9 protein-coding genes are annotated in these 13432 nt (G+C 47.2%); 4 read left to right on the top strand and 5 right to left on the bottom strand.

Annotated elements, in window-relative coordinates; genetic code table 11:
- Positions 1 to 220 precede the first annotated feature (220 nt).
- A complete protein-coding gene (locus NI467_RS05555; protein ID WP_151206884.1) occupies positions 221 to 1927 on the bottom strand; it encodes a cation acetate symporter in 1707 nt (568 codons plus the stop codon).
- A gap of 1 nt (position 1928) precedes the next feature.
- On the bottom strand, positions 1929 to 2261 hold the full coding sequence (locus tag NI467_RS05550) for a DUF485 domain-containing protein (protein ID WP_151205088.1): 333 nt from the start codon (positions 2259 to 2261) through the stop codon (positions 1929 to 1931).
- Between the two features lie 181 nt (positions 2262 to 2442).
- On the opposite strand from NI467_RS05550, the gene NI467_RS05545 reads away from it, so the two are divergent.
- A complete protein-coding gene (locus tag NI467_RS05545) occupies positions 2443 to 5934 on the top strand; it encodes a PAS domain-containing hybrid sensor histidine kinase/response regulator (RefSeq protein WP_151206885.1) in 3492 nt (1163 codons plus the stop codon).
- 438 nt (positions 5935 to 6372) lie between these two features.
- Positions 6373 to 7143, top strand: coding sequence for a hypothetical protein (locus NI467_RS05540; protein WP_151206886.1), 771 nt, complete (start codon positions 6373 to 6375; stop codon positions 7141 to 7143).
- Between the two features lie 124 nt (positions 7144 to 7267).
- On the opposite strand, the gene NI467_RS05535 is transcribed toward NI467_RS05540, so the two are convergent.
- Together NI467_RS05535 and acs are read right to left on the bottom strand one after the other, a co-directional pair.
- On the bottom strand, positions 7268 to 7918 hold the full coding sequence (locus NI467_RS05535) for a response regulator transcription factor (protein WP_151205581.1): 651 nt from the start codon (positions 7916 to 7918) through the stop codon (positions 7268 to 7270).
- A gap of 611 nt (positions 7919 to 8529) precedes the next feature.
- The gene (gene acs / locus NI467_RS05530) at positions 8530 to 10476 is read right to left on the bottom strand and encodes an acetate--CoA ligase (RefSeq protein ID WP_151206887.1); all 1947 of its coding nucleotides are present in this window, start codon (positions 10474 to 10476) and stop codon (positions 8530 to 8532) included.
- Positions 10477 to 10770: 294 nt separating this feature from the next.
- Here acs and NI467_RS05525 point away from each other — a divergent pair, with 294 nt between their 5' ends.
- Both NI467_RS05525 and NI467_RS05520 read left to right on the top strand, forming a co-directional pair.
- The gene (locus NI467_RS05525; RefSeq protein ID WP_151206888.1) at positions 10771 to 11340 is read left to right on the top strand and encodes a DUF805 domain-containing protein; all 570 of its coding nucleotides are present in this window, start codon (positions 10771 to 10773) and stop codon (positions 11338 to 11340) included.
- 108 nt (positions 11341 to 11448) lie between these two features.
- Positions 11449 to 12429: a mechanosensitive ion channel family protein gene (locus tag NI467_RS05520; protein ID WP_151204824.1), complete on the top strand. Its 981-nt coding sequence runs from the start codon at positions 11449 to 11451 to the stop codon at positions 12427 to 12429.
- Here the strand turns inward: NI467_RS05520 and NI467_RS05515 are convergent.
- A complete protein-coding gene (locus NI467_RS05515; RefSeq protein ID WP_151206889.1) occupies positions 12403 to 13116 on the bottom strand; it encodes a 16S rRNA (uracil(1498)-N(3))-methyltransferase in 714 nt (237 codons plus the stop codon). The genes NI467_RS05520 and NI467_RS05515 overlap by 27 nt on opposite strands.
- Between the last annotated feature and the right edge of the window lie 316 nt (positions 13117 to 13432).

Genomic DNA, 13432 nt, shown 5'->3' with positions numbered 1-13432 from the left:
ACTCATTGAGATGTGTCATAGTATTCGTCGTTAGAAAACAATTATTATGACATTATTTCAATGAGTTATCTATTTTTGTCGTGTACAGAGATGAAAATTACTGAAAACCGCTCTACGCCATGCTTTTATTTTTTGCATATAACGTTATGGCGAAGAAAACTGACTGTATTGCAGGCCATAAAAAAAGCCCCGGATGGGGCTTTTTTAGGATGAACCGATCTTAGTGATCAGAAGCACCCGAGATACCGATACCGGTTTGTGAACGTACAAACTGGGCATCGAAAGCTTTGCGCTCTGCTTGTGCCTGAGCTGAGTTATCTGTGACCGAGAACAACCAGCAGCACAAGAAAGACAATGGCATTGCAAATAATGCAGGACCGTTAAATGGAACCACTGGAGTATCCGAGATGCCTAAAGTATCTACCCATACTGCTTTAGACAGCACAATCAAGGTTACTGCGGTTACCAGACCTGCAACACCACCAATCACCGCACCACGTGTCGTCAAGCCTTTCCAGAACATGGACAATACCAGTACCGGGAAGTTGGCACATGCCGCCACCGAGAATGCCAGACCGACCATGAAGGCAACGTTTTGTTTCTCGAACAGAATCCCGAGAATCATCGCGAAGATCGCCAGACCTAAAGTCGCAAGCTTAGACATACGTAGCTCAGACTCAGGCGTAGTTTGGCCTTTCTTCAACACGTTGGCATACAAGTCATGCGAAATTGCTGAAGCACCAGACAGGGTCAGGCCTGCAACAACCGCAAGAATGGTCGCAAATGCTACTGCAGAAATGAAGCCCATGAACAGGTCGCCACCCACTGCATCAGACAGGTGCACCGCCGCCATGTTATTACCACCTACAAGCTCTAACTTGCCAGTGATCGCCATTTTCGCAACATCCAGGAATTGCGGGTTATTCGATACATACAGGATCGCACCGAAACCGATAATAAAGGTCAGCAGGTAGAAGTAACCGATAAAGCCTGTTGCCACAACCACTGATTTACGTGCTTCTTTGGCATCTTTTACCGTGAAGAAACGCATCAGGATATGTGGAAGACCGGCAGTACCGAACATCAGCGCCAGACCTAAAGAAATCGCATCAATCGGGTTAGATGCCAAGCTTCCTGGACCCATGATTTTGGTTGCATCTGCCAGGCTCAGGTCATGCACTTTTGAATACACGCCAATCGCCTGTTCAAACATGTTGGTAAAGCTGAAGCCGACGCCTTTCATGACCATGAACGCCATGAAAGTAGCACCAGACAGCAGCATGACTGCTTTAATAATCTGTACCCAGGTCGTTGCCAACATGCCGCCGAACATTACATAGGCCATCATCAGCAAGCCGACAATCACCACAGCAAGGTTATAGTTCAAACCGAACAGCAGCTTGATCAGCTGACCTGCACCCACCATCTGGGCGATCAGGTAGAAGGCTACCACTACCAATGAACTCATGGCGGCTAAAGTACGCACCGGTTTTTCCTGTAAACGGAAAGATACTACGTCAGACAGGTTATATTTACCCAAGTTACGCAGACGCTCTGCCACCAGGAATAATACGATTGGCCAGCCCACCATAAAACCAAGTGAATATAACAAGCCATCAAAACCTGACAGGAACACCATCGCAGAAATCCCCAGGAAGGAGGCTGCTGACATATAGTCACCGGCTATCGCCAGACCGTTCTGGAAGCCGCTAATCCCACCACCGGCAGTATAGAAGTCCTTGGTATTTGTGGTTTGTTTTGCTGCCCATTTAGTAATGAACAGGGTAGCCCCCACGAAAATCACAAACATGATAATCGCGTGCCAGTTGGTTGCCTGCTGTTCTGCTGCGCCTAAATCCGGACCAGCCATTGCCATCCCTGAGCCGACTGCAGTTGCAGCCAGGGCAATTAAAGAATTCCATTTCATCTTAATGAGGTCCTTTTTCATGAGCAATTGCTTCTACTTCACGTATTGCTTCTTCAGTCAATTGATCGAGACGGTTATTCGCGATATAGGAATAAACGCCACATAAGATAAATGACAACACAATGATGCCCAGACCCAGTGGAATCCCCCAAGTCGTCACTCCACCTGAAATAGAAGACAAAAGAAACTCTTTGTTATAGCCAACCAGCAACATGAAGCCCACATAGACAAACAGCATAATGCCCGTTAAAGTCCAGCTGAGTGTGCTCTTCTTGCTAACCATTTCTTTGAATTTTGGATTCTGTAGAATTCGATCTACCTGTACCTCATCCATCGTTGCACTCCTGTAGCCCAACCGTGGGCTGATTATTTTTAATTCGAATTATTACTGTTGCAAATTAACAAGAATTGTGGCGTCTTGTAATTAAGACTTTGGTCGTTAAAAAATAATCAATTTTAACTGTAGCGTTCACGATGCGCTATTATAGGGCCAGCTTCAGTACACATCAGGCTCTATGAACAGTTGGCTCATCATAGGGGTGCTCGCCCTCTATATCGCATTACTCTTTATCTGCGCATTTTACGGAGAAAAACATACCAGCCGGTTCAGCACCCGTGGGCGTATGTTGTTGTTCAGTTTGACCTTAGGGGTCTACTGTTCATCCTGGACCTTTTATGGTGCGACTGGAGCGGCGGTTCGTGAAGGCATCATCTTCCTGCCAATCTATCTTGGTCCGCTGCTGTTTGTCGCAATTGGCTACGATATCTGGCGCCGCTTAGGACGGGTACGCCAGCACCATGCCATCTCCTCGATTGCCGACTTTGTGGCCGCCCGTTATGGTAAAAGCGGCCCTCTCGCCTCACTGGTCACCATTCTGGCGGTGATTGCCATTATTCCTTATCTGGCCTTGCAGCTACGTGCTATTGCACTCAGTGCGACAGTTATTCTGGAACCTTCCTCAGGTATGAGTAATACTACCAATGGCGTGCTGTTCCTGACAGGTATTCTCGCCATTCTGGCCATGATTTTTGGTACCCGGCAGATTGCCAACACCGAACAGCACGGCGGCCTGATGCTGGCAGTGGCTTTTGAATCGTTTGTCAAACTGTTTGCCTTGCTGGCGGTCGCCTGTTTCTTCATGTTTGAAGCACCGGAGAACCTGACCCAGATCAGTCATGATATCAGTAGCACTTTTCATGACGTCCAGGTGTTCGGCGTACCGGAAAGTTTCTGGACGCAAACCCTGCTGGCTGCATTGGCCATTATCTGCCTGCCACGCCAGTTTCATGTGGCTGTGGTAGAACTGCGCGATGAAAAACATATTCGCGGGGCACGGCGCTGGTTTGCAGTCTATTTAATTCTGACCACGGTGGCGATTATCCCGATTGCCAGCTGGGCACTACATGCCGCTCCCCAATATCTGGCCATTCCGGATGTCGCCGTTTTATCTTTACCGCTCAGCTATAATCAGGACTGGCTGACCTTGCTGGCTTTCCTCGGCGGCTTCTCGGCCTCGACCGGAATGCTGCTGGTGTCTTCCGTTGCCCTATCGATCATGCTCAGTAATGACCTGATCATGCCGGCGCTGTGGCGTTTTAAACTGCTGTCGCGGCATGACAAGCGCTTACCGCTGGTCCTTAAATTTACCCGCCGGGTCTGCATTCTCGCCGTCATGCTGATGGGCTTTTTGTTCTTCAACTTCTTTAATGATATTGATCAACTGTCGGTCTTTGGGCTGCTGGCTTTCAGTGCGGTTGCGCAGTTCGCGCCTGCCCTGATTGGTGGTCTGTACTGGCGTGGTGGCAGTAAGCAGGGCGTATATGCCGGCTTGCTGACCGGTTTTGCCCTGTGGTCCTATACGCTGTTGCTGCCAACGATTTTACGCAGCCTGCCAGATCGCTATCAGCAATTTAGTATAGATTTCCTGACCCAAGGACCTTTTGGCTGGAACTGGTTACGTCCCGAAGCCCTGATTGGATTTGAATCTTTTGATCCTCTGACACATGGCGTGGTCTGGGCATTGGGTCTGAATACCGTGTTATACATCTGGATTTCACGCATGTTCCGCCCAAGTGTGGCAGAACAGATTCAGGCCGAAAGCTTTTTCTATTATGAAACCAAGCCTTTGCCATCGCAAAGTCCGATGACTGAAGTAAGTTATTCGCATCAGGATGTTGCCCGCCTAAAAGTGGGTGATTTGCTGACCCTGGCAAAAAGAATTACCGGTGAAGTACCGGCCGCGCAGGCATTCCAGCAGTTCTGTACACAAAATAATGTCGAACTCAATGAAAATAGCAGTGCCAATGGGATGTGGTGGCGTTTTACCGAACAGTATCTGGCCGGCACGATTGGCGCCGCATCAGCACGGACCTTATTGACCACCGCTATGGTCAATAATGGCCTGGCGCTCGGCCAGGTCGCAAATATTCTGGATCAGGCCTCCCAATGGCAGCGTTTTAACCAGAACCTGATTATGACCATGATTGACCATATGACCCAAGGGGTGAGTGTGGTCGACGAAAACATGTGTCTGGTGGCCTGGAATAACCAGTATCTGAAACTGTTCGATTATCCAAAAGATATTGTCTATGTCGGCTGTCCGATTGCTGACCTGATCCGCTATAACGCAGAACGCGGCGAATGTGGTCCAGGTTCGGTGGAAGAGCATGTGCGTAAACGGATTCACTGGATGCGCGTCGGCAGTGCACATGAATTTGAACGGATCCGTAAAGATGGCCGCGTGATTCAGATGCGTGGTAATCCGATTGAAGGTGGTGGTTTCGTAACAACCTTTGCCGATATTACCGCTTTCCGTGAAAATGAAGCTGTTCTGGAAGCCCGGGTCCGCGATCGCACCCAGCAGCTCGCCGATGCCCTGTCTGAACAGCAATTAGCGCGTGAGCAGGCAGACAAGGCCAATATGTCCAAGAGCCGCTTTATTGCAGCTGCCAGTCATGATCTGCTACAGCCCATGCATGCCGCACGCCTGTTTAGTACGGCGCTGGAACAGAGCATCCAGAATGATGAAGACCGCAAAACCTTACAGCAATTGGATCGTGCGCTGCATGGGGCGGAAAGTATGCTCTCTGCCCTGCTGGATATTGCCCGGCTGGAAGGCGGTACGATTCAGCCTAAACGTCAGGCCTATCCATTGCATGATCTGCTGAGTGACCTGGAACTCCAGTTCAAGTCAATTGCCGCACAGCGCGGGATCAAGCTCAGTGTGCATGATGCCCAGTTCTGGATTGATACCGATCCGCAGTGGATTCGTCGGATTATCCAGAACTTCGTCAGCAATGCGCTACGCTATACCGCCAAAGGTAAGGTGGTGGTCGGTGTGCTGCGTGCCAGTGAAAAACCCAATCATATCCGCATCGGAGTATGGGATAGCGGCCCAGGGATTGCCGAAGAACAGCGCATTAAACTGTTTCAGGAATTCGAGCGCTGTGGCCACGCTTCTCCATGGGGCGAACAAGGGCTGGGACTGGGGCTGGCGATTGTACAGCGCATGACCAGTATGCTGGGCTATCCGGTGCATGTCTATTCCACATATGGCAAAGGCTCCTGTTTCATGATTGAAGTCCCGGTAGTGGCTGCACCTCAAGTGGTGGCCACCCCCGTACAGGCAATACCATTAAAGTCTAAGGCCTTTAAAGTCCTGTGTCTGGATAATGATGAAGCCATTCTGGAAGGTATGTCGACCCTGCTCACCAAATGGGGCTATCAGGTCTTTAAGGCCACCGAACCGGAACAGGCCATCGAACTGATCCGGCAGGAAAATATTCAGGTGTGGCTGGTAGATCAGCACTTGAACCAGGGCAAGATCGGTCTGGACTTTATTCTGGAACATCGTCAGCCTCAGGTTCCGGTGGCACTGATCACCGCAGATTCAGATCCGGAATTGCCACAGCGTCTGAAAGAGTTAAATATCGTACTGCTGAAAAAACCGTTAAAACCGGCCTCCTTACGCTCGTGGTTATCCGGCCTGAAGATTTCGGATCATTAACTCACTCGCTGGCTAAGTTTTCCTTCCCAGCCTTTTCACAGGATACCCATCTTCCAATCTGGAAGATGGGCATTTTTTATACACACCTTGCACATAACTTTACTCAATATGCAGAAAAAACAGGCAGATGTGCCAAAAGCACCAAAATTGCGAAAATTTGACCTGATCTATTGATCAAAAAGTTCATTTTAATTTTCACTATGGCAAAAGTTACCGAACCCCTTAATTCATAGCCGCACACTTAGTTACAAAAATATAAGCGACTGCTTTTTATAATACTTTTTAGAAAAAACCATTGAATAAAACTTTGGTCTTATTTTTCACCTAGCCAGCTTGGGCCTAAAAATAGAGAATTGAGAAACGATCAGTTTCCATCCAGTCCATCCTTTCCCCCTTCTTTGGCAGCTGATCCACTTGCACTGCATAGGAGCTCTTACAATGAAACTGGTAGATGAACATGTTGCTCATGACCTGAATCAAACCCAGCAATTTCACCTGCGTTATGGAGTCAATGCTTTATTGCCTCCGATTAACTGGTCACAGCTGTTTAAAGACAGCAAATTAGATGACAATCAATATCAGGCTCTGGAAACTCTTTATCAAAGTGCTGTTCCATTGGCATTACAGGTCTTTGATGAGCTACATTTTGATGTATTTGAACCCTATGCCTATAAACCCCAAGGTCTAGGTTTGTTTGAACGGCTTGCCGAACAGGAAAACAAGCTGATTCAGTCACTTGAAACCGAAGTACAAGATTTACCTGCAAAAACACGGCACCAGATCTGGAGCATGTTGCTGCGTGGCGGAGCAGTTTTGGTGTTTAAAGCCTGGCTGGGTAAAGTCAAAAATGATAGCGACTGTCTGGACACCCAACAGTTTGATGAACTCTCTGATTTGTTATTTATCAAAACCTGTCCGCATGAACTTGCTGAACATTTACAGGTCAATCCGAATGCACAGGAGGATCATATCTTCTTGATGTATGACAATGAAGTGTATCTGGACCGTTTTAACAGTCTGGAGACCGCCGCACTCTTTGTAGATCTGGGCGTCTATGATGCGACCTTCCTGAGCCTACGTGATGACCGGATTGCAGAATATCTGAAGTCTAAAGGCTATGTGACCCAAGATCAGATTGATGAATTACAGTGCGCCCTGAACCCGATGTTCTGTACTGACCTGACGCAAAAACAGGACTATATTGCATAATTTTTTAACTAAAACTTCATGCAATAAACAGAGTAAGCTTTAAAAAATTAAGGAGTTTATTGACTAAACTCCTTAATTGGATACAGGTGGTCTTTATTAAGTTTAAACACCCAGTCAGGCAAATTTACATTTTCTTTTCGTCAATATTGAGGGCATTGATCGCCAATACGGCCTGAGTCCGGTTTTGTACACCCAGTTTGCGGAAAATTGCGGTTACATGCGCTTTAATAGTCGCTTCAGAAACATCCAGTTCATAGGCAATCTGCTTGTTCAACAAGCCTTCCGCTACCATCATCAGAACACGGAACTGCTGAGGAGTCAGCGACTGGATACGTTCTGCCAGTGCAGTTTCATCCGCAGCACGCGGATCAAAATTGACATTGGCGGGCAGATTTGGCGGCAACCAGATTTCCCCTTCCAGCACTTCACGGATGGCTTCACCAATATGGCTTGGGTGTGCAGACTTCGGAATATACCCCATGGCACCATGTGCAATAGCCCGCTGGATAATACTGACTTCTTCATGTGCAGACACTACAATAATCGGCAAAGATGGATATTGGGCGCGTACATGAACCAGAGCTGAGAAACCCGATGCTCCTGGCAAGTTTAAATCCAGTAGGACAAGATCAGGTTCAGGACCATTTTCCAGACGTTCATAAAACTCATTGACTGCCGCAGTTTCATGAATCTGCGCCTGTGGCAGACTATAACGAACCGCTTGAATTAAAGCATGACGAAACAGTGGATGATCATCAACGATTAAAATATTCATAGGACGTGAGAAAGATCTTGTACACGGTAGTTCCTATTCTAACCACACAAGCCGCCAGAAGGATATGCGAGAGGCTATAATTTTTAAAATAATGGTGGTTTTTCTTTAAAATTCTCACATTGTTGAGGGATTTTACTCAATCTTGCATTCTCAGCACTTTTGTATACCCGGTTTATTTTTGCTCTCTCAGACTGGGTTGAATTTAATATAAATAGAAATTTCAATATATTATTGCGTTACTTTTCATCCAATCTCATTTCTATACCAATGTCTCAAAATCGGCTCACTTTACAGTTTTTATTTATTTTATTTTTTACTTTATCGTGATGAATCAAGTGATCTCGGACTTGACTCTTGCTCAGTATCACAAAATGAATATTCATCAGTCCGAACCTTTGCCGATGAGGCGCATGTCTGGCAGTCTGCACTATTTTCTAAAACGAAAGCTGGAGTTCAGACCATTTGGCCTACTCTGCCCTCTCAAACTAATCTGTATTCGGCAGGGCTTAGGCTTGGCAAATTACATGCCTCAACCCGCTCCCAAAGCGGACAGAAACCATACTTAAAATAAAAAATACCGGCAGATGATGCCGGTATTGCAACGATTCAATTTAGACCGTATTGCGCTGTACTTCAGTAATCAGCTGATCAACCACCTGCGGTTCGGCTAGGGTCGAGGTATCGCCCAGACTGTCCAGCTCATTGGCGGCAATCTTCCTCAAGATACGGCGCATGATTTTTCCTGAACGGGTTTTAGGCAAAGCAGGCGCCCAGTACAAGGCATCGGGTGTGGCTACCGGTCCGAGAATTTTACGTACCCAGCCAACCAGTTCATGCCGCAGTTCTTCTGTAGTTTCAGCATCAGCCTGTAAAGTCACAAAGGCACAAATTCCCTGGCCCTTAATCTCATGCGGCATCCCGACCACAGCAGCTTCGGCAACGGCTTCATGCGCGACCAATGCACTTTCAATTTCTGCGGTTCCCAGACGATGGCCTGAGACATTCAGTACATCATCAACGCGGCCGGTAATCCAGTAATAACCATCTTCATCACGGCGTGCACCGTCACCAGTAAAATAGGTCCCGGGATAGGTCGAAAAATAGGTTTCAATAAAACGTTCATGGTCGCCCCAGATGGTCCGCATCTGTCCCGGCCAGGAGTCTTTAATCACCAGATTCCCCTCTGTGGCACCTTCCAGCTCATTGCCATCAGCATCCACAATAGCGGGTTGTACCCCGAAGAAAGGACGGGTGGCTGAACCTGGCTTCAGGTCAGTTGCGCCCGGCAATGGGGTAATCATAAACCCGCCTGTTTCGGTCTGCCACCAGGTATCAACCACCGGACAGCGGCTTTCGCCCACCACGGTATAATACCAGTTCCAGGCTTCCGGATTAATCGGTTCACCGACCGTTCCCAAAAGTCTTAAACTGCTTCGATCACTTTCCCGCACATAGGCATCTCCTTCACGCATCATGGCGCGGATAGCAGTCGGGGCCGTATAAAGCACGGTCACATTGTGCTTGTCGACAATATGTCCGGTACGCGCCCAGCTTGGATACTGAGGCACCCCTTCAAACATGACGGTTGTTGTACCGTTAGAAAGTGGGCCATAGAGCACATAGGAATGTCCGGTAATCCAGCCTACATCTGCCGTACACCAGAACACATCATCCTGTTTAATATCAAAAACTTCACGGAAGCTGCAATCCACATAGGTAAGATAGCCACCCGTGGTATGCATGACCCCTTTGGGCTTTCCGGTTGAACCGGAGGTATACAGAATAAAGAGTGGATCTTCTGCATTCATCGGCTCTGGCGGGCAGATATCATTCACCGCCATGATTTCCATGTGATACCAGAGATCACGCCCGGGCTGCAGCTCAATCGGGTTACCGGTACGATGCACCACAATCACATGCTGTACCGATTCAGTGCCACTCATTTCCAGGGCGGCATCCACATTGGCTTTCAGTAAGATTTGCTTACCCCCCCGCATGCCCGAATCAGCAGTAATCACGATCTTAGCCTGACAGTCTTCAATCCGGCTGGCCAGTGAATCCGGTGAAAAGCCTCCAAAGACCACACAATGCACCGCACCAATCCGGGCACAGGCCAGCATGGCAATCGCAGCTTCAGACACCATGGGCATATACAGCACCACACGGTCACCTTTTTGGATCCCATTTTTTTTCAATACATTGGCAAAACGGCAGGTCTCATCATGCAGCTCGGCAAAGGAAATTATCTTGTGGCGAGATGGATGATCGCCTTCCCAAATAATCGCCGGTTTATAAGGATGTTCTTTCAGATGGCGATCCAGACAGTTGGCACTGACATTCAGCTGGCCATCCGCAAACCATTCAATTTTAAAATTATCTTGGTCAAAACTGGTGTTTTTTACCTGGCTAAACGGTTTGATCCACTCCAAGCGCTTTGCCTGTTCGGTCCAGAATTCTTCTGGATGTTCAATGGATTTTTGATAACGTTCGAAATACTGCGTATCTGTGGTACGCGCGGTTTTTTTAAATTCTTCTGGTACTGGATAGATTTCTTTCATTATTCACGTCCTTGATTTTGCTCTATCTCATCACGAGAGGTTAATAGTATTGTATTCTTGATTATTTTTTGCGCATAAAGTCAGTAATAGCTGCTTATTTCAAATCCGACAATCATGCTTTCGTCGTAGAATACTTATTTAAATTCAATCATCATCATGCCAATTACAGTGATGCAAGTCTGAGTGAAGAAACTGTTCTTCAAAATAAAGCACTATTTACATCCTACTGCTTAAAAAAGAAATAAAATAGCGCTTCATCTCCAGATTTATCTTATTCAGATCAGGATCTTGCCCATGAAATCGTCAGCGTCTTCCCCTCCTCCTTTATCCGTAGCGGATCGTCCCTTATCTGTTCAGGGACGATTTGGACGTCTCAGCTTTATTGCCTGGTCCGCATTTCTTCATTTTATTTTTATCTTGAGCAGTCTTGCGCTAGGTTTAGGTATGGATATTGTGAACTTTATGTCTGTCTCGACAGATCCGTTCAACACATTTTCCCTGTACCGCCTCTCCAATCTGTTTGCGCTGCTGTTGCTGGGGCTATATATTTATTTTGCTGTGGTCATCACCATACGCCGTCTGCATGACCTGAATGGCAGTGGCTGGTGGACTTTATTATGTTTGCTACCTGGGGTGAATATATTGTTTGGGCTTTATCTGCTACTGGGTCCGGGCACTACAGGCAGTAACCGATATGGCCCGCAGCGCTTGAGTCTGGTCTGGGAAAAGATTTTAGCCTGGCTGATGATTATTTTTATGCTGCTTGGCCTGTTTGCTGTTATTGCCCTGTTTTTCTACCTCGGAAGTGGAGAGGCCAGCCAGATTCCTGCAGACGTCATGCAAAAAACCACAGAATATTTTTAAAGCAGATTCAGTGATATTTGTATATATTTCTGATTTTTTAACATGACAATAATTAATTTTCAGCTGAACATCAGGCAGAATACCCCAAAATGAATACATGGAATCTTTGTGGCTGAGCAACAACATACCTTAAATCAGGTGACGGAAGGCACCACAGAACTGTTACATCAGGCAACTGAAAAAACGGCCCAGACCGTGATTGAGCATACGGCCAAATATAATGATGCTTATGCGACCATCGACAAGATTATGGAGAGTTTCTGGGAGCGTGTGCCTTATTTTTGTATCGCGCTGGTGGTGATTGTCATTTTCTGGCTGTTGTCGAAAGTTTTCAAATTTTTCGTCCGCAAAACCTTGGAAAACCGCTCTTATACCCGACAAAATCTGGTTCTGGTCCTGAACCGGGTCGGCAGTACCTTTATTATTTTCTTTGGGATACTGATCGGGCTGGTAATTGCGGTTCCCGGCTTTACCCCCGGGCAGCTGCTGAGTGCACTCGGCGTCGGCTCGGTCGCCATCGGTTTTGCCTTCAAGGATATTTTCCAGAACCTGCTCTCGGGTGTACTGATTCTACTTGGTGAGCCATTCAAGATTGGCGATGATATTATCGTCAATGGGATGGAAGGGACGGTAGAAGATATTCAGATTCGCGCGACCTTTTTACGTTCGCCCGATGGCCGCCGTATCGTGATTCCCAATGCAACGGTGTATACCAGTGCTGTGACCGTCAATACCGCCTATACCCGGCGCCGCTGTGAATTTTCGGTCGGAATTGGTTATGAAGATGATGTTCAAAAGGCCAAAGATATTATTAACGCGATTCTGGATAAAGATCCGACCATCCTGAGCCAGCCTCGATTTAGCGTCAATGTCATTGCTCTGGCCGATTTCTCGATCACCCTGAAAGCGCTCTGGTGGGTCGATACGACCGAAACTGGAACCGGAACTTCAATCAGTACCGTACAGGAACGGGTCATTCAGGCCTTTGCCGAGCAGGATATTTCAATTCCTTATCCGGTACAGGAAGTCAAAATCTATCGCGGTGAAGGCAATGACGACGCCTCAGCTCGTGCCAAACAGCCGACCTAAGACATAGGGAATAGCCGTTTCAGTACGCAGAATCCGGTTGCCCAGGCTCACCGCCTGGCAGCCATTTTTAATCAGCAAATCCACCTCATACGGGATAAACCCCCCTTCCGGCCCAATGATAACCGTGCAGGGATGCTGAATGGCAAATGGCATCGGCTGATCTGCATAAGGATGCGCCACCAAAGCCGGGCGCTCTGTAGCAATCAAGCCTGGCAAGACATCTTCCACAAAAGGCTTAAAGCGCTTATACCGCTCAATTTGCGGTGCAACCGTATCACCGGCCTGCTCCAGCCCGAGTTCAATATAATGATCCAGCTGCTGTAAAAAAGGGCTTTGCCAATAGCTTTTATCAACGCGGTAACTGTGTAATAAAATAATTTTTTCCACCCCCATTGTCACTGCATCCATCACCAGACGGCGCAAAACCTTGGGGCGTGGCAAGGCCACAATCAGTGTCACTGGCAATTTTGCAGGAATCGCCTCTTCCTGAAGCGGCTTTAACAGGACCACTGTTTCAGAAATTTCGACAATTTCGGTTAAATAGCGTTTCCCTTCCCGTATTCCGACTTTGAGCGTATCGCCTCTCTGCACATCAAGATGTTGCCGCAAATGCTCCAACTGCCGTTTTGAGCGAATTGACCATAGTTCAGTTTCGGTTTGACGTGGATCAAGCAGGACGATATTCATAAAAAATCTAATTCAAAATAAAAGCTGAGCTTTAAAAAGTAAAATCACGGAAGGGATAAAAATCCTGCAAATCAGTATTAGATATCACAAGTAGATGATGGGGGTCGCCTGTTTCACGGTACTGCAGGGAGGCAATATCAATGCAATAAAGGATTTTTGTTACTTTTAGCTCGACCAAAGTAAGCTAGTCACTTTAAAAAGTAAATATCCAGCTAAATCGAATCTGGCCTATTCTGGGACTGCCTGAAATAAAGCGCTATAGCGACTTATTGGCGTGTAGGCTTTCCCCATAGATTGGACAGCAAAAGTAGGCAAA

Source organism: Acinetobacter sp. S4397-1 (assembly GCF_024129285.1).
Lineage (GTDB): Bacteria > Pseudomonadota > Gammaproteobacteria > Pseudomonadales > Moraxellaceae > Acinetobacter > Acinetobacter lwoffii_C.
The sequence above is the reverse complement of the archived record's forward strand: the minus strand, read 5'-3'. Positions and strand labels throughout refer to the sequence as shown.

Coding starts and splice junctions, on each gene's coding strand:
- NI467_RS05555 (WP_151206884.1), bottom strand. CDS start 1,927: ATGAAATGGAATTCTTTAATTGCCCTGGCTGCAACTGCAGTCGGCTCA.
- NI467_RS05550 (WP_151205088.1), bottom strand. CDS start 2,261: ATGGATGAGGTACAGGTAGATCGAATTCTACAGAATCCAAAATTCAAA.
- NI467_RS05545 (WP_151206885.1), top strand. CDS start 2,443: ATGAACAGTTGGCTCATCATAGGGGTGCTCGCCCTCTATATCGCATTA.
- NI467_RS05540 (WP_151206886.1), top strand. CDS start 6,373: ATGAAACTGGTAGATGAACATGTTGCTCATGACCTGAATCAAACCCAG.
- NI467_RS05535 (WP_151205581.1), bottom strand. CDS start 7,918: ATGAATATTTTAATCGTTGATGATCATCCACTGTTTCGTCATGCTTTA.
- acs (WP_151206887.1), bottom strand. CDS start 10,476: ATGAAAGAAATCTATCCAGTACCAGAAGAATTTAAAAAAACCGCGCGT.
- NI467_RS05525 (WP_151206888.1), top strand. CDS start 10,771: ATGAAATCGTCAGCGTCTTCCCCTCCTCCTTTATCCGTAGCGGATCGT.
- NI467_RS05515 (WP_151206889.1), bottom strand. CDS start 13,116: ATGAATATCGTCCTGCTTGATCCACGTCAAACCGAAACTGAACTATGG.